This is a genomic window from Waddlia chondrophila WSU 86-1044 (genome assembly GCF_000092785.1).
Lineage (GTDB): Bacteria > Chlamydiota > Chlamydiia > Chlamydiales > Waddliaceae > Waddlia > Waddlia chondrophila.
This window is the reverse complement of record NC_014225.1, coordinates 915,110-931,654: the sequence shown is the minus strand read 5'-3', so window position 1 is coordinate 931,654 and position 16,545 is coordinate 915,110. Positions and strand designations below refer to the sequence as shown.

Annotated in this window: 13 protein-coding genes and 2 pseudogenes; 9 read left to right on the top strand and 6 right to left on the bottom strand. The window is 43.9% G+C overall.

Features of this window, described 5'->3' with window-relative positions:
* Position 1 precedes the first annotated feature (1 nt).
* Genes infB through WCW_RS04140 form a run of 4 tightly spaced genes read left to right on the top strand, consistent with a single transcriptional unit; the run spans position 2 to position 4,577 of the window.
* Positions 2–2,560: a translation initiation factor IF-2 gene (infB, locus tag WCW_RS04155; RefSeq protein ID WP_013181938.1), complete on the top strand. Its 2,559-nt coding sequence runs from the start codon at positions 2–4 to the stop codon at positions 2,558–2,560.
* Positions 2,557–2,949, top strand: coding sequence for a 30S ribosome-binding factor RbfA (rbfA, locus tag WCW_RS04150; RefSeq protein ID WP_013181937.1), 393 nt, complete (start codon positions 2,557–2,559; stop codon positions 2,947–2,949). Before infB ends, rbfA begins: the two co-directional genes overlap by 4 nt.
* Positions 2,894–3,655 (top strand): tRNA pseudouridine(55) synthase TruB, encoded by a 762-nt coding sequence (truB, locus tag WCW_RS04145; RefSeq protein WP_013181936.1) that lies wholly within the window; start codon positions 2,894–2,896, stop codon positions 3,653–3,655. Before rbfA ends, truB begins: the two co-directional genes overlap by 56 nt.
* Complete coding sequence (locus tag WCW_RS04140; RefSeq protein ID WP_013181935.1) at positions 3,621–4,577, top strand: bifunctional riboflavin kinase/FAD synthetase; 957 nt, start codon at positions 3,621–3,623, stop codon at positions 4,575–4,577. The genes truB and WCW_RS04140 overlap by 35 nt, the downstream gene beginning before the upstream one ends.
* Here the strand turns inward: WCW_RS04140 and WCW_RS04135 are convergent.
* From WCW_RS04135 to ychF, 5 genes and pseudogenes are all read right to left on the bottom strand, one after another.
* On the bottom strand, positions 4,537–6,021 hold the full coding sequence (locus WCW_RS04135; RefSeq protein WP_013181934.1) for a leucine-rich repeat domain-containing protein: 1,485 nt from the start codon (positions 6,019–6,021) through the stop codon (positions 4,537–4,539). The genes WCW_RS04140 and WCW_RS04135 overlap by 41 nt on opposite strands.
* A 17-nt stretch (positions 6,022–6,038) precedes the next feature.
* The gene (locus WCW_RS04130) at positions 6,039–6,488 is read right to left on the bottom strand and encodes a hypothetical protein (RefSeq protein ID WP_013181933.1); all 450 of its coding nucleotides are present in this window, start codon (positions 6,486–6,488) and stop codon (positions 6,039–6,041) included.
* 204 nt (positions 6,489–6,692) lie between these two features.
* Positions 6,693–6,965 (bottom strand): annotated as a pseudogene (locus WCW_RS10535) (IS982 family transposase); the annotation flags it as partial.
* A 173-nt stretch (positions 6,966–7,138) separates the two neighbouring features.
* Positions 7,139–7,560: pseudogene (locus WCW_RS10530) on the bottom strand (IS982 family transposase); the annotation flags it as partial.
* Between the two features lie 65 nt (positions 7,561–7,625).
* Positions 7,626–8,720 carry a redox-regulated ATPase YchF gene (ychF, locus tag WCW_RS04115; protein WP_041941779.1) on the bottom strand — a complete coding sequence of 365 codons (1,095 nt, stop codon included), beginning with the start codon at positions 8,718–8,720 and terminating at the stop codon, positions 7,626–7,628.
* Positions 8,721–9,122: 402 nt separating this feature from the next.
* Between ychF and sctU the strand changes: the two genes are divergently transcribed.
* The 4 genes from sctU to WCW_RS04095 all read left to right on the top strand — a co-directional run bounded on the left by sctU (position 9,123) and on the right by WCW_RS04095 (position 14,231).
* Positions 9,123–10,250, top strand: coding sequence for a type III secretion system export apparatus subunit SctU (gene sctU, locus WCW_RS04110; protein WP_013181930.1), 1,128 nt, complete (start codon positions 9,123–9,125; stop codon positions 10,248–10,250).
* A 98-nt stretch (positions 10,251–10,348) separates the two neighbouring features.
* Entirely contained in the window at positions 10,349–12,529 is a 2,181-nt protein-coding gene (gene sctV / locus WCW_RS04105) for a type III secretion system export apparatus subunit SctV (RefSeq protein WP_169302737.1), read from the top strand.
* A 26-nt stretch (positions 12,530–12,555) separates the two neighbouring features.
* Positions 12,556–13,755 carry an HrpJ domain-containing protein gene (locus WCW_RS04100; RefSeq protein ID WP_013181928.1) on the top strand — a complete coding sequence of 400 codons (1,200 nt, stop codon included), beginning with the start codon at positions 12,556–12,558 and terminating at the stop codon, positions 13,753–13,755.
* A 2-nt stretch (positions 13,756–13,757) separates the two neighbouring features.
* The gene (locus WCW_RS04095; protein WP_013181927.1) at positions 13,758–14,231 is read left to right on the top strand and encodes a CesT family type III secretion system chaperone; all 474 of its coding nucleotides are present in this window, start codon (positions 13,758–13,760) and stop codon (positions 14,229–14,231) included.
* Here the strand turns inward: WCW_RS04095 and WCW_RS04090 are convergent.
* Positions 14,220–15,416, bottom strand: coding sequence for a hypothetical protein (locus WCW_RS04090; protein WP_013181926.1), 1,197 nt, complete (start codon positions 15,414–15,416; stop codon positions 14,220–14,222). The genes WCW_RS04095 and WCW_RS04090 overlap by 12 nt on opposite strands.
* A 67-nt stretch (positions 15,417–15,483) precedes the next feature.
* Here WCW_RS04090 and WCW_RS04085 point away from each other — a divergent pair, with 67 nt between their 5' ends.
* The gene (locus WCW_RS04085) at positions 15,484–16,539 is read left to right on the top strand and encodes a GMP reductase (protein WP_013181925.1); all 1,056 of its coding nucleotides are present in this window, start codon (positions 15,484–15,486) and stop codon (positions 16,537–16,539) included.
* Positions 16,540–16,545 lie beyond the last annotated feature (6 nt).

The following is a 16,545-nucleotide window of genomic DNA, read 5'->3' as shown; positions in this document are numbered from 1 at the left end:
CTTGGTAAAAAAAGATCTCAAGATAAACATTAAAAATACCCAGATTGCACAGGCAATTAACCTTGGAAAAGTTAAGGAGAAGCTTGCTGCAAAAAAGGCGGACACTAAAGAAGAGGAAGAAGTTAAAATTTCCAAAGCTTCTTCTGTGAAGAAAAAAGAAGCAGCCAAACAGCCAGCTCAAGAGAAGCCAAAGAAGGCTGCGGAGAGCGAAGTTCTCGAAGAAGTGCCCAAGCGAAAAGCCAGGTCAAAATCCGTATTTGCCGAAACACCTGAACAGATCGAAGAGCCTGCTCCCTTGCCAGAAAAAACTGTTGTTAAAGACGAAGCAGTTCCAGAGGTTGAAGAACCGATAAAAGTTCTTGAGGCTTCTGTAGAAAAATCTCAAAGACCAGAAAAAGCACCCTCTGAACCAAAGAAAGAGCCTGTTCCCGCACCTCCGAAAAAAACTGATCAGCTAGGTCCGACAGGAAGGCACATCAATGACATTCTGCCTCCTAAAGCTCCTCCAAAAAAAGTAGAAAAGAAAGAACATAAAAAAGCAGAACAGCAACAGCCGCGACCTCAGCAAGTTGAGAAAGAATCAGGATCCTCATCTAAGAAAGTGCCAGGGAAAGCCACGCGTTTCCGCGAGTATAAGGATGTAAATCCGAATAGAAAACAGCAAATGGGTAAATTTGATGCAAGAGACCGCCAGGGCTTACGCACATCTGATGAAGACTCAAGATGGCGAAAAAAGAGAAGCCATAAGCAGCAATTAGGGCCTTCCGAAGACATGACGATACGCCCTTCCAAATTGACGATAAGGCTCCCGATCACAATCAAAGACCTTGCTCAAGAAATGAAGTTAAAGGCTTCCCAATTGATTCAAAAGCTTTTTCTCCAAGGCGTTGCAGTGACAATCAATGACGTTTTAGATGATGAGACGACAGTGCAGCTACTCGGAGAGGAATTTGATTGCACAATCACCGTAGACACATCCGAGGAAGAAAGAATAAGAATCACCGATAAGACAATCAAAGAAGAGATTGCTGAGTCGGCTCCAGAAGATTTGGAAACACGAGCTCCGGTGGTGACTTTCATGGGGCATGTCGACCACGGTAAAACAAGCATCATCGACTATATACGCAATTCTAACATTGCCACAAGCGAAGCTGGAGCGATCACTCAGCACGTCGGAGCCTTCCTGTGTCAGACGAAGGTAGGAAACATTGCGATTCTTGACACTCCGGGCCACGAAGCCTTTTCAGCCATGCGCGCGCGCGGTGCCGATGTGACAGATATTGTTGTTCTTGTCATTGCAGGCGATGAAGGGATGCGGGCGCAGACAGAAGAAGCGATCAACCATGCAAAAGCTGCTGGAGTCAGTATCGTTGTTGCTATCAATAAATGTGATAAACCCAACTTTGATCAAGAGAAAGTTTATCGACAGCTTGCCGACCGTGAACTCCTCCCGGAATCTTGGGGAGGTTCAACGATTACCGTCAACTGTTCGGCTGTCACTGGCGAAGGAATCAACGAGCTGCTGGAAATGCTTGCTTTGCAAGCCGAAGTATTGGAACTTAAGGCAAATCCCAAGAAACGTGCTCGGGGAACTGTGATTGAGTCAGAATTGCATAAGGGAATGGGAGCATGTGCAACAATTCTCGTCCAAAACGGAACTCTCAAACTTGGAGATGCTCTTGTTTTCGGTGAAAACTATGGACGTGTCAAAACGATGCGCAACGAACTTGGCAAACAACTTCAGACTGCCTCCCCTTCCACTCCTGTAGAAATTACAGGACTTTCTGGAATCCCTGAAGCGGGAGATGAATTTATTGTCGTTTCAGAAGAAAAAGAAGCTCGGCAAATTGCTGAGGCTAGACAGCTTGATAAAAGACAGCTTTATCTGCAGCAAACAAAAGCGGCTTCTCTTGATAATCTTTTCCAAGAAGCTTCCGACCGCACTAAAAAGATCCTTAGGGTGATCTTACGCGCAGATGTCCAAGGCTCAATGGAGGCTTTAAAAACGGCTCTTCTCAAGATTGATTCCGATAAGGCCGAAATTGATATCATCGCAACTGGCGTAGGTGAGATTTCTGAATCCGACGTTCTGCTTGCTGCAGCATCAAATGCCATTATTATCGGCTTCCACACTCAAGTTGAAAGCCACGCAGATCCGTTATTGAAGCAACACGGCATCCATGTTTTCCTGCATGATATCATCTATCACGCTGTGGATGAAGTTAAAAATTTGATGGCAGGTCTTCTTGATAAAGTCGCTGAAGAGGTAGAAAAAGGGAAAGCGGAAATCCGAGCAGTTTTTAAGGCTTCCCAACTTGGGAAAATTGCAGGATGCCTGGTTATAGAAGGAACCATCCACCGCAATCACCACATGCGTGTTGTTAGGAATGGCGAGGTCATTTGGAAAGGAGGCATCAGTTCGATTAAACGTGTCCAAGATGATGTTAGGGAAGTGCAAAAAGGTCTTGAATGTGGAATCGTAATTAATGGCAACCTTGATATTGAGGTTGGTGACATCCTAGAAGCATACGAAATTATCTATATTACCCAAGAGCTATGACAAAACAACGTATAGACCGCCTTAACTCTTTACTCAAGGAAGTGATCTCTGAAGTGATTCGGAAAGATGTCGACAATCCAGAAGTTGGAGAATTTGTTTCTGTGACTCGTGTCGACATCTCAAAAGATCTCCGTCATGCTAAAGTCTATATTAGCATCATCGGTGACGAAGATACCAAACAGAAAACTCTCAAAGCTTTGACAACGGCATCGGGATTTATTGGAATTAACGCCTCAAAAAAGGTCGTCATGAGATTTTTTCCTGCTCTCCGATTTATCATCGACGATACCGTTGACAAGGTGATGAGAATTGAAGAACTCCTACAAGAAATTCATGAAGAGCAAGACTCAAGAATCCCTCCTAAAGCTGCAGACGACACCCTCTTCTGAAGGAATTCTACCCATCAATAAACCCGTAGGCATAACAGCTTTCACCCTTGTTCGAAAGCTGAGAAGACTTCTTGGTGTCAAAAAAATTGGACATGCGGGAACCTTAGACCCCTTTGCAACCGGAGTGATGGTCATGTTGATCGGGAGAAATTATACAAAATTTTCCGATCATTTGATGGGACAGGAAAAAGAATATGTCGGACGCGTTCACTTGGGTATCGTTACCGATACATATGACTCAGATGGTGTCAAACTACAGACGCATTCTCTCATTCCCTCTATAGAAGAGATTTCTTCCGCCCTTTCGCACTTCCAAGGAGTGATTGAGCAAATTCCCCCGATGTACTCGGCAAAAAAAATCAACGGCCAAAAACTCTATAAACTTGCCAGGCAGGGGGAGGTCATTGAACGCAAACCCGTAAAACTTCACGTGCAAACCGACCTCATCGCCTACGAATATCCATATCTTGACATACGCGTGACTTGCAGCAAAGGGACTTATATCCGGTCAATTGCCCATGATCTTGGGCAATCTCTTGGATGTGGCGCACACCTTGCGACTCTGACGAGAACGCGTAGCGGATCACTAACTTTAGCCGACTGCTTTGACGGGAAACAACTGGATGCTCCCGATTTAGATGTAAATGAACTATGCTCAAAAATTTTGAATCATGATCGGTATCTATCAAAAAATAGAAGATTTTAAGCCACTTGATGTTCCTGTTGTGCTAACCATTGGGAATTTCGACGGCGTCCATCGTGGACATCACCGCGTCATAGAACAATCTGTCTCCTATGCACGGTTAATCGGTGGAAAAAGCGTCGTTCTGACTTTTAGCAACCACCCTTCTGAAGTTCTTCCCAATCGCACTCCTGTACTACCTATCTGCACTCCCTTACACAAAAAGCAACTTCTTGAAAAGCTATCTGTTGATTTTCTCATCCAAATCCCCTTCTCTCTTGAGTTTTCAAAACAGTCGGCAGAAACTTTTATTCAATCGATCAGAAAATTTATCCCTTTCTCCCATTTGGTACTAGGATATGATGCACGATTCGGCAACAATCGCCAAGGAGATCAAGAGGCAATTCAACAACAAGCCAAAATCTTCGGCTTCACAACTGATTATATCGACTGCGTTGATATCAATGGCATCACCGTCTCTAGCAGCAACATCCGCATTGCTGTAAAAAACGGCAATTTCACCGAAGCCAGCAAGCTTTTGGAAAGACCGTACTCTATCTTATCAACTGTTATTAAAGGTGAACAAATCGGCACTCAAATCGGCTTTCCTACAGCTAATCTCGATGTTGCCAACCTCTGCCTTCCTCCATTTGGAGTCTATGCAGTCCATTTAAAATGCGATCAAGCCACTCTGCCCGGAGTTGCCAATTTAGGAGTTGCTCCCACTTTGAAAAATACCCGACTGCCAACTTTTGAAGTCTTTATGTTAGACGGTATTTTAAACCTTCTTGGAAAGACTGTCGAACTCATACCACTGCATTTTCTCCGCACCGAGGTCAAATTTTCTTCTCTCAAGCAACTTAAGCAGCAAATATCAGAAGACATAAAAACTGCGAAAATATTTTTCAAACATTCAAAAAAAGATAAGGACGAGCTTCTTGGATGATTCGAATGGAAGCGTTTGAAAATCCACATCCGGACAAGTCGATTGTCTGAAGATTTGGTGCATTTCTTATCCCCTCCAACACTCCCCGATCCGATAAGGTTGAACATTTTCGGACGATTAAATGGGTCATTTTTCGACACTTACTCAAGATATCGATCAAACCGGCATCATAAATACGGCATTCAGATAGATTTAATTCCATCAATTGCTTGGTGATTTTGGGAATTTCAAAAAATGAAAGATCGGATAGGTTAACACATCGAGCCAAATTCAAGTGGGTTAATTCCTTTCCGGCCTGCAAAATCACTTTCAGATCATGATCATTTATCTGGTGGCAAGATGAAAGGTCTAATTTTAAAAGTCCTTTGAGAAGCTTTAGAAGGCCCCAAGCAGTGTAATTTAGCTGTATGTTTGCTGAAAGAGAAAGAGTGGAAATCGATGGATTGCCTTCCAAAATTTGCCGCAATTTTTGGTGTGTTAACCAAGCGCACTTCGATAAATCGAGTCCTTTTAAATCATGTGGAAGATCAAGCAGCCTATCTGAAAAATTTTCAGATTCCGAGACACTCAATACGTTTAATGAGGGGCACCGATTGACAACTTCGCTAAACATGACTTCTTCGATTAAATGATGTCCGCATACAAGCTTAGTGACCATGTGTCGGACTGTTTCAAAAAATTCCAGTGCCTTTTTGCCGAAATCTAAAAACTCAAACGAAAATTCGTCAATACTGCGATCTTCAATTCTGACTCCCAACTCCCTTTTATTGACATACTCAATAGCTGCGCTGCGTAAGCACTCCCACTGACTCTGTTGAGATCTAATCAGCCAATTAACAACATTAAATTCATCCAAATATTTAACGAATCCTTTTTGTGCATATTCAGACAAATCTTTCAGGTGCCAACGAGTTGCCAACTCTAAAACACCAATGATCTCTTCTTCTGTTTTCGACCAAAGATCTCTGATCCCCCCTGTAGACATGTACGCATTCATCAAGTCAAATAATCTAACCGTCAAACCTTCAAATTCCAACGTTGTCGATTGCTGATCACGACAGTCGCTCCGTATCTTTTGACGCAGCCACTCACTGCTCGTCCCCCATAAAAGACTGTTAATGGGAAGCGACTCATGATTCATCCGTATAGAAAGATTACGAGGAAGCCATTCATCCATGAGGCGGCTATGTGTGCGGATTGCGTGGCCAACTTTTTTTGCAAGATCGACCTGGAGCTTATCTTTAAAAAATTGAACGGTGAACCATTGAAGCGACAGTCGCATAAAAGCGCTGTGCTGAGTACACCAGGTTTCATCATCGGAAGCGGATACAAAAAAACGGGAATAATCAGCGTAATCTTTTTGCAAAAGCTCGTACAGTTCGCGAGCACTTTTTGCCGCGCCTGCGTAAGCCAAATCTTCTGGCAGCAATGAAGGAAGTTTCATCTAAAAAATTCTAACTTTTATGCATAGGCATTGTGAAGATACCAAGGAGATTTTTCGCCTACAACAATATCGCTCATCAGCTCGTCTTGCTCAGAGTATTTGATGTACAATCCTAATCCGATATTCAATGCGCAAACAGCAAGAGATGCTCCGCTTATGACCATGAAGCTGTTTGTGCCGAATATCCCAAAAGCATATAAGGCCGCATTGACTGCTAGGTTTAAAACCGTTCCTGTGATGTTTTTCACAATCTGATAATTTGAAAGATGCATATCCTGCCGAATGGCAAAATTTCGAACCAGAGTACGCAATGCCTTCAAAGCAACAAATCCAATGGCTAAAATTCCTCCAACAATCATCGAAGGACCCTGGAGAGCCTTTCCCAAAAGCACTCCAACACCAAAACCAGCAAGTCCATTAAATGCGTATTTTAAAGCTTCTCGACCTATTTCTTGATACTTCATCATAAATCTCCTTAGCTTAAAGAGTCTTTTATGAATCTATCCCTATATTGAAATTAAAGTATACTGAAAAACACTCAGACGCAGATTGCTACCGAAACCTCATTTAGAACGGATTGAAAGGTGCCAGATACAGTTTTAAGCATCGAAGAGTAAGGGTAATCCCTTACCGAGATGGTTAGAGCTGTAGATGGTGCGTTTCAATCCGTTCTAAATGAGCTTCATCGGACACAGGAACGAGGTGCTATAGGCTATAACAAAGCAAATGATTTTTGTTAAAAATCCCCTCTCCGTACTCGCCTTGATATTTCTTGGAAAGAGTGTCGTAATTGAGTTAAATGCAGTCTCAACGATTTGTCTTTTGCTGCTGATCGAACGTTCTTCGCTAATTGAGCGCACCCTATTTTTTGCTTTATTTCCACGTTTTGCTAATAATATGATGTTTTGTTCAAAGAGTATGTCTTCCAAGTCGAAACAGTTATACCGAATTAACTTCAAGAATTGGAATTTTGACAAAGAGTTGCCTTGAATTTGAGTCAGGCAAAGCCGGCGCTGAAGCAACTCAACCTGAATAGGTTGAGTGATGCAAGCGGGTCTCAAAATCAAAGGCTAACGATGACGTCAAAAACCGAATCTTGAAGTTAATTCGGTATATATGCCCCACCAACATAAAGAATCGAATGTTCTGGAATATCCAGCTCCATCTGCCATAGGGCATTGAGATCACTTTCTGCACCTGGTTTAAAATGCATTTCAACCGGACGTCCCTGATTCGTAACAACCATATGAACTTTGAGGCTGCAAAGCCAATATATTTCCGATCTAAAAACCGCTTTCTTTTATCAATGCGGTTTTTTTGACAGTAAGTGAACGGAAAGCTATCGACTGCAAAGTAACAGGTATCGGATGACTTGATTGCAAGGAAGGACAAAAACCTGAAAATAGCATCCCAACAATTACTGGGTATTTTGTGAATTCTACGATTTAACCTGCTATTGCTCAATATATTTGGAAATAATCCAAGTTTCTTGAACATATATCTTCCCATTCTGAAGTTTCCTGAAAAGAACTTTGCCGTACCTACGCATCTGAACCAAACTAATGACCTCTAAGGCAAGTTTCGGTAGCAATCTGCGTCTCAGGTCAATGATGCAAGAATAAGATCACATCGCCGTCTTTCACAATGTACTCTTTTCCTTCCGATCTTGCTTTCCCTTTTTCCCGCGCCCCAACCCTTCCTTGAAATTCAATCATATCATCATACGCGACCACTTCCGCTCGAATGAATCCTTTCATGATATCAGTGTGGATTTTACCCGCAGCCTCTTGAGCTGTGAACCCTTTCGGAATCGTCCAAGCACGCGTTTCCATTTCTCCAGTCGTTAAAAAAGTGATCAGTCCAAGCATTTCAAAGGAGGCTTTGACCAGCCTTTGAAGGCCAGATTCTGTAAGACCCACACTTCCCAAGAATTCCAACTGATCTTCCTTAGACAACTGGGCGATCTCCTCTTCAATCCTTGCGCAAATCGTAACAACCGAACTCCCCTCATTTTTTGCATGCTCTTTAACAGATTGAACGTAAGGGTTATCCATCGAAGGCAGGGAGTCTTCTGCGACATTGCAAACATAAAGAACTTGTTTTTGAGTGAGAAAAGGATAAGGCTTCAAAAGTTCTTTTTCCTTCTCACTGAGATCAAGGATCCTCACCGGCTGATTTTGGTTAAGGTGGCTCTGCACACGCTTTAAGCACTCCACAGCCTCCATGAGTTTGCGATCGCCTTTTGCCTTTTTTTCCACTTTAGGAATCATGCTTTCTACAGATTGAAGATCAGCTAGCATAAGTTCTAAATTGATCACTTCAATATCCCGAATCGGATCGATACTGCCTGAAACATGGGTAATGTTGCTGTCGTCAAAACAGCGGACAACATGCAGGATCGCATCTGTTTCCCGGATGTTAGCTAAGAACTTGTTCCCAAGCCCTTCCCCTTTGGAAGCTCCTTCAACAATGCCTGCAATATCAACAAATTGCATGGCTGCATGGATCGTTTTCCCGCTTTTGCTGATTTTAGCCAGCTCTTCCAACCGATTATCGTACACTTCAACAATGCCCACATTGGGATCGATTGTGCAAAACGGAAAGTTGGACGAAGGTGCTTCATTTGCAGTTAAAGCATTGAATAAAGAAGATTTACCAACATTCGGAAGCCCGACAATCCCACAAGATAAACTTGACATCATTTAAAGAATCCTTAAAAAGTTAAAGCGTAATATTATCACTTATTTTTAATAATCCAAAAAGAAAAAATCCGGATTCTGTTAATTATTAGCCATCTCTTCTTAATTAAATTAAATACTTGACATTGTTTTTTAAAAATATGTATACTATTAAATGGAGGGTTCGAGGGTGGCTCTTTGTATGTTTTATACCGAACCGGCTTCAAGAATCGGAGTTTTGGCAAAGAGTTGCCTTGAATTTGAGCCAGGCGGAGCCGGCGCGTCAAGCAGCTCAACCTAAATAGGTTGAGCAATGCAAGCGGGTCTAAAAATCAAAGGCTAGCGATGGCGTCAAAAACCGATTCTTGAAGTTGGTTCGGTATATATCCTGAATTAGGCTATAATAAAGAAAAAGGCACGGCAATGGGAGAAAAAACCGAAAAAGCCACACCAAAAAAGTTGCGGGACGCAAAGAAAAAAGGGCAGGTGGCAAAATCTCAGGATTTTCCTTCAGCTTTTACTTTTGTGACGTCTATTGCCCTTATCTTAGGACTTAGCGGATTTATGTTCTCAAAAGTTGGAGGTTTTATCGAATCGACCTTCAAGCTTGTTTCTCATGATGAAATCAGCGTTGTGATTCCTACGATGTTTCGCGAAGCGCTTTTGACCATTTTTTCCACAGTTATCCCTGTCATGGCTGCAGTAGCGTTAATGGGAGTCGTTGTGAATTTTCTTTCCGTAGGTCCTGTGTGGGCAACGGAAGTTTTTAAATTCGATATTAAAAAATTCGATCCGATTCAAAATTTAAAGTCCAAATTCAAGATCAAAACGCTTGTTGAGCTCATTAAATCTTGCCTAAAAATCGGAATCGCTGCATGGCTGATTTACGGCGTTATGTACAAAAGTCTTCCCGTTTTAACACAAGCGGCCACCATGCCGATTGAATCGTCCCTTCTTATCTTTAAAGCCTTTCTGATGGAAGTTGTCATCAAAGTGGGAATTTTCTTTCTCGTCGTTGCCGTTTTGGACTTTGCTTACCAGAAGTACAACTTCGGCAAAGAAATGATGATGGAAAAATTCGAGGTCAAGCAGGAGTACAAAAATACGGAGGGCGACCCTCAAATTAAAAGCAAGCGCAAGCAGACTGCTCAAGAGATTGCATACTCCGATGGCCCCGCAGCAGCGGTACAAAAAGCAGCAGCAGTCATCACAAACCCTGTTCAACTTGCGATTGCCGTCGGATACAATCGGGAAATTGACGCCGCCCCTTACATTTTGGTAATGGGAGAAGGAATTTTAGCAGAAAGGATTGTGCACTATGCGAATAAAAGCGAAGTCCCGATCGTGCGCAACATCGAGCTTGCGCATAAACTATGGCTGGAAGGGGAGATTTTTGAGTATATCCCGGAAGACACTTATGAAGCGATGGCAGAGATTCTGCGCTGGATCAATTCATTAGAAGATGAATTTGATTTGGATGCAGATCATGACACCGGCCAGGTTTCATCCGGAATTGCTGAAACACCAAGCACCAAAAAAATTGATTTTTAATCGAACAAATACGTTGCCTGCTGGTATAGTATCTGTTTTTTAAGCAGTTTAAAGATATGCTCTAAAAGTATTGCCAACTGAGGAATTCTATGAATTTTATTACCAACATTCTTGATGGTATCACACAGAGATTAGGGGGAGAAAAATCCCTTTCCAATATCTCCAAAGGCAGCGACATCGCACTTGCCCTGCTCATTGTCGGTATTTTGGGAATGATCATTCTTCCAATCGGACCCGATGTGATTGACTATTTAATCGCTGTCAACCTGTCTGCTTCTGTTGTCCTCTTGATGGTTTCCCTTTACATTCCTAGCGCAGTCCACCTCTCGATCTTTCCCTCGCTGCTCTTGATCACGACTCTGTACAGGCTCGGCACCAACATCGCCTCAACAAGACAGATCTTGTTGAACGCCAATGCAGGGGAAATCATCTTCTCTTTCGGTAATTTCGTTGTCGGCGGAAACTTCGTCGTTGGGGGAATCATCTTTATCATCATCACATTAGTTAACTTCATCGTGATCACCAAAGGTGCCGAACGTGTGGCGGAGGTTGCCGCACGATTCACCTTGGATGCCATGCCTGGTAAACAGATGAGTATCGATGCCGATATGCGAGCGGGAATCCTGGATTCGAATGAAGCGCGTGCAAAACGTTTGGCAATTCAAAAAGAGTCTCAATTATATGGTGCCATGGACGGTGCGATGAAATTCGTTAAGGGAGATGCTATCGCAGGGATTGTCATTACGCTGATCAACGTTATCGGCGGGATGACCATTGGTATGGCCATCAACGGGATGCCTGCTCAAGACGCGATTTCTACGTATGCGATCCTCTCAATCGGTGACGGTTTAGTTTCTCAAATCCCGGCACTTTTGATCTCAATCACAGCCGGTATCGTAACCACTCGCGTCAGCAGCGAAAAAGAAGCTAACCTCGGTAAAGAAATTTCCGGGCAACTGTTAAAGCAGCCTAAGGCATTGATGATTGCTGCAGGCTTTTGCATGGGGCTTGCCATCCTTCCAGGTTTCCCAAAAGCTCCTTTTATGATCCTTGCGCTTACCTTCGGAATTATGGGGTATGCCTTATGGTCGGGAGAAGCCGGCCGTGCAGCCGGCGGCAGCAGCGGAGGCGGTGGCGGCGGAGCTATGGCAGGGGGGATCTCCTCGGCAGCTGAAGAGGAGTCTTCGACGATCGAAACAGCTGTTAAAGGGCACAGTGCAATCACTGGAGGCGGTGTCGACTCCTACTCTCTTACGCTTCCGGTTATTTTAGAATGCGGAAATTCTCTTAGTTCTAAAATCCAGAAAGCGCAAAGAGGAAAAAGCTTTATCGACGTGATGATTCCGCGCATGAGGCAAGCCCTATATGCTGATCTTGGAGTCAGGTTTCCAGGCGTCCACGTCCGTACAGATTCTCCCATTCTTGAGCCGGACGAATACTCGATCCATTTGAACGAAGTGCCGATTATTCGCGGAAAAGTATTAGCCGGCCATGTACTGACCAACGAAACAGAAGAGAACCTTAATCGGTACAACCTCTCATTCACTGCGTATAAAAACTCTCTAGGAATGCCCTCATTATGGGTGGAGGATAAAAATAAGCAAATTTTAGAAAAAGCCGGCATCAAATCTTGGGACTCTCTGGAGGTGATGATTTTACACCTCTCCTATTTCTTTCGGCACTATGCCAACGAATTTGTCGGCATTCAAGAAGCAAAATCGATGTTGGAGTTTATGGAGAAATCCTTTCCCGACCTCGTTAAAGAAGTGACGCGCTTGATTCCCCTACAGAAAATGACAGACATTTTCAAACGTCTAATTCAGGAGCAGATATCGGTTAAAGATTTAAGAACGATTCTTGAATCTCTCAGCGAATGGGCTCAAACGGAAAAAGACACAGTCCTTTTAACAGAATATGTACGCTCTTCTTTGAAGAGATATATCAGTTATAAATTCTCTCAAGGGCAATCAGTATTGTCGGTCTATATCCTAGATCCTGAAATTGAGGATATGGTAAGGGGTGCGATCAAGCAAACCTCTGCCGGATCCTATCTAGCTTTAGACCCCGATTCTGTCCAATTGATTCTTCAAGGGATTCGCAACACTGTCGCTCCCCCGCCGCCGGGAGGACAGGAACCTGTCTTGTTAACAGCAATTGACGTAAGGCGGTTTGTGCGCAAATTGATTGAAATGGAATTTCCTGATGTTTCTGTGGTCTCCTACCAGGAAATCGTTCCGGAAATACGGATACAACCGTTAGGGAGAATACAACTGTCTTAAACATGCATTGAACTGGAGGGCAGACTATGTTTGGAGGAGGAGCCGGCGGAATCCAAGGACCTCATGCAAGGCAAACCTTGGAAGCAATGAAAGAAGTCGGCAAAGAAACAGCCGAAGAGGTCAGACAGGAACAAAAAGTTGCAGCACAGTCAGCACAGGCCTCAAACGCGCTAACAGCTTTTCGTCCTAAGGTAAAAACTGAAAAGAAAAAGCTGAAGCAGATCTCAACAACAGTTGCCAAAATGGCTAAAATGAAGAAGGAGAAAAAACTTCTTCCCATCCAGCAAATCGCAAAAAAAGCTGAAGAGCACGAGAGAAAAAATCCCGAACTCAAGGCCAAAGTCCTCAAACTTCTGCGCGAAAGAATTAAACCTGATTCAAGCAGCGAAGACATTCAGGAGATTCTCGATGAGTTCTATCCCGATCCTACCCTGGCTGACGATGCCATGGAGTTTTTACTTGATACAACCGAAGGCCAACTTCATCAGCAAGTGCAGGAAGCAAAAGAAAAGCTCAACGAAGATAAAGGGCGTGAAATCACCGCCGGCCGCAACATCAGCAAGCAAGCGCGCCAGGCGTCCGACAAGGGCCTTGGGACACCGACTAGCTTGCGGGAAATGTACAGGGATATTACAGGCAACCCTCGCGACTCTAACACTATGTTTCAAGAGCTTTCTGAGAAATACGCTTTCAAAGAGATGCACAAAGTGGTTAAATTCCTTCTGCACTCCCTTGGTTCCGATATGAAATCTAAAGGACCTTCCATATCGAGGGGCGAACTGCACAGATTGATTACAGAAACCCGCTCGCTGCAGGCTATTCTCGGCGTCTACAGATTCTTTAAAACGCGCATGGGACTCATGGAAAAAATGTTTGCAAAATCGGGTCTTGACATGCCGAAAAAACTTAACTTTGAATTGATGTCTAAATGTTTTATGAATCTAGCCGGCGAGCGTTATCCCAGCTCAGACAAAGTGCTTGCCCAAGCCAAACGTCTGGGAATTGAAGATTGGATTCTGGCAAAAATTATAGCTTTTAGCCAATTCAGAGACTCAATCAAAGAGATGGCGATGAGCCAGATCTACCGCTCCTTACAACACCGCGATGAATTGCTTTTTGCCATCATTGAAGCTCTGGAAGAACTCGAAGATCAGCTTGAAGAGCTCGAGGAGCAGGATGAAGAGGAAGAAGATTGGGAAGAAGACGAGGAGGAGGAGGAAAAATAACGATGGTTGAAGACTTATTTGAATCACTTCTGCAAGAGATGGGAAAAGCGATGAATATTCCCGATCTGCATGCAGACTCCAACAATAGCTGCTTGATCGCTTTTGATACAGGGATCGAAGTGCAAATCGAGCCTTATGAGCGAGGTGAATTTCTCCTCATTGTCTGTGATTTAGGAGAAGTGCCTCCGGGCCGTTACCGCGAGGATGTCTTTAGAGAGGCGTTAAAATCAAATGGACTTCCCCATCCAAGGCCAGGCATCTTTGCCTACAGCGAGCAAAGCAATCATTTAATCTTTTTTGGGCTGCTTTCCTTAAAAGAGCTGAATGGAGAAAAAATTGCTTCGTTCATGTACCCTTTCATGGAGAAAGCAGCTGCATGGAAAAACACCTTAGAAAGGGGCGATGTTCCTCTCGCAGACACGATGACAACCAGTCATGCTGCAGCTCCTGGAGGGTTGTTCGGGCTAAGACCTTAGAAGGCTATCTATTAGTTGGCGAAACCATAACTCCTTGCTGTCAGCCTCGAGCGCTTCACACTCGATCAATTGAGGGTACTCATTTCGCACAAGGGATTTAAATTCAAGCAGATCCATTTCCGGATTTTTCAAGCCAAACCGGATTTTGTCATGGGAGTTTCCACTGTAAGGTTTCAGCCATGCGGGAAAATTGAAACTGCTCTCATGCAAAGGATCAACTTCAACAATCATCGCCTGATATTTATTGTCGGGGAGCTGATCGATCAGAGCCTGCTTCATTCCCCTTTTGACTACAATCATTTCCAACCCGTCCAGCGGCAAGGGATGATGAAAAACAATTTCATTGCGCTTCTTTGTTTGAGGCTGCGATAATAGCTTGGCAAAGCGCTCTGAATCCGAATAATGCGCGGAATAGTAAAGTTTTTTATCCGTCGTCTTTATTTCCAAAAACGCTCCCCTTGGATGGCCAGCACTCGCATGCCAGGGGTAACGATCGAGAGAAGGATCTGTATTAAATACAAGAATGGGCAAGCCGTTGCCGGTCAATGGAAGGAGAACATCCCTTTCAGGCTTCCCGATGACAAGAGAACAAAAAACAAACCGATCATTACCGGATAAATCCCCTCTCAGCCTTCCAGTCTTTCCCCTGCTTGGGTTCAGTTCTCCCGACTTAAGGATCTCAATCAAATTTTCCGGTCTCGTACTATGTGCCAAATAAACACACCCTTGCTGTTTTGCGATGTGTGTCGGATGAGTGATCGGCATTTCCAACTGCGGCTCCCGTTCCGCAGCTTCTTTCAGCCTGCTCCATATTTTGCTGTTCATCTTTGCAATTGAAAAGGAGTAGGGACCGTAATAGACCATCGCCTGCTCTCCTTCCTCCTTGCAAATCAGAGGAAATCGGAGTTTTTCCAAAGGCAACACCAATTTCTGACAGGCATAGCACCTCTCGCCATGCCTGTTAAAGAGGGGAATGTTTCCGCTTAGATAAAGACTTTCGTTCTGATAGTCCGCACAAAAGGTCTTATCGCCTGCAATGCGGTATCCTTCATCCTGCAACAGCCTGATCTCTTCTTCTGACAGCGGCAGATCGCCTCTAAACAGCTCTTCTGCATCTACCGCTGCAAAAAGGAATAAAAAAACCGAGACAATTCTGATAAGTCCAAAAGATTTCATGCGAAACATTTTACACCATTTTGAAAAAAGGGAAAACTGGTATACTCCGTTTTGCAACATTTTCTGAGAGGATTTTATGCGTATAGAACAAGATTTGAAGCTGGATTTCGTCGATGTTTTGATCAAGCCAAAACGTTCAACTCTTTATTCCCGCAAAGACGTTGACGTTGAAAGAGAGTTTCATTTCCGATGGGCAGATACCTCGTGGACAGGAATCCCGATTATCGCATCCAATATGGATACCATAGGAACCATCGAGATGGCGAAAGCGATGGGTAAGAGGAAAATGTTGACAGCTGTGCATAAATTCACTCGCGTCAACGACTGGAGCGATCCTGAAATTCCAATAGGAAGCGTGATGGCAACAACAGGAATCAACGACGACCAGGCACGGAAGACATTTAACGATATCCTAAAGAAAAGGCCCGAAATCCAGTGGATCTGCGTCGATATAGCCAATGGCTACACAGAGCGTTTCGTTGAATTTATTGATCATATCAGAGAATCCCATCCAAAAAAAATCATTGTCGCCGGCAACGTTGTGACAGGAGAAATGACGGAACAGCTCATTCTAGCCGGAGCTGATATTGTCAAAGTAGGGATCGGGCCCGGAAGCGTTTGCACAACAAGGCGCATGACCGGCGTTGGTTATCCGCAGTTATCTGCTGTCATCGAGTGTGCGGATGCTGCACATGGAATCGGCGGACATATCATTTCGGATGGAGGCTGCATCGTTCCGGGAGATATTCCGAAAGCGTTTGGAGCCGGAGCCGATTTTGTGATGCTTGGAGGAATGTTGTCAGGACACGATGAATGTCTGGGAAACCTCATCGAGGTCGACGGGAAAAAACTCATGGAATTTTATGGAATGTCCAGCGATACAGCCATGAAAAAACATTTCGGTGGAGTTGAACACTACCGCTCCAGCGAAGGTAAAACCGTCCTGGTCGGATATAAGGGTGCTGTAGACAATACTCTCTCGGAAATCCTCGGCGGTTTGCGCTCAGCTTGTACCTATGCTGGAGCAAAAAGATTGAAAGACCTTCCAAAATGCACAACATTTATCAGAGTCAATCGCCAGCTGAACAACACCTTCCAGACAAAAAATGAATACCACGTGATTGATACTTAAAACTGT

Excerpts from the sequence above, each read along its gene's own strand:
- rbfA (WP_013181937.1), top strand. The coding sequence starts at position 2,557 with ATGACAAAACAACGTATAGACCGCCTTAACTCTTTACTCAAGGAAGTG.
- truB (WP_013181936.1), top strand. The coding sequence starts at position 2,894 with ATGAAGAGCAAGACTCAAGAATCCCTCCTAAAGCTGCAGACGACACCC.
- WCW_RS04140 (WP_013181935.1), top strand. The coding sequence starts at position 3,621 with ATGATCGGTATCTATCAAAAAATAGAAGATTTTAAGCCACTTGATGTT.
- WCW_RS04135 (WP_013181934.1), bottom strand. The coding sequence starts at position 6,021 with ATGAAACTTCCTTCATTGCTGCCAGAAGATTTGGCTTACGCAGGCGCG.
- WCW_RS04130 (WP_013181933.1), bottom strand. The coding sequence starts at position 6,488 with ATGATGAAGTATCAAGAAATAGGTCGAGAAGCTTTAAAATACGCATTT.
- ychF (WP_041941779.1), bottom strand. The coding sequence starts at position 8,720 with ATGTCAAGTTTATCTTGTGGGATTGTCGGGCTTCCGAATGTTGGTAAA.
- sctU (WP_013181930.1), top strand. The coding sequence starts at position 9,123 with ATGGGAGAAAAAACCGAAAAAGCCACACCAAAAAAGTTGCGGGACGCA.
- WCW_RS04100 (WP_013181928.1), top strand. The coding sequence starts at position 12,556 with ATGTTTGGAGGAGGAGCCGGCGGAATCCAAGGACCTCATGCAAGGCAA.
- WCW_RS04095 (WP_013181927.1), top strand. The coding sequence starts at position 13,758 with ATGGTTGAAGACTTATTTGAATCACTTCTGCAAGAGATGGGAAAAGCG.
- WCW_RS04090 (WP_013181926.1), bottom strand. The coding sequence starts at position 15,416 with ATGTTTCGCATGAAATCTTTTGGACTTATCAGAATTGTCTCGGTTTTT.
- WCW_RS04085 (WP_013181925.1), top strand. The coding sequence starts at position 15,484 with ATGCGTATAGAACAAGATTTGAAGCTGGATTTCGTCGATGTTTTGATC.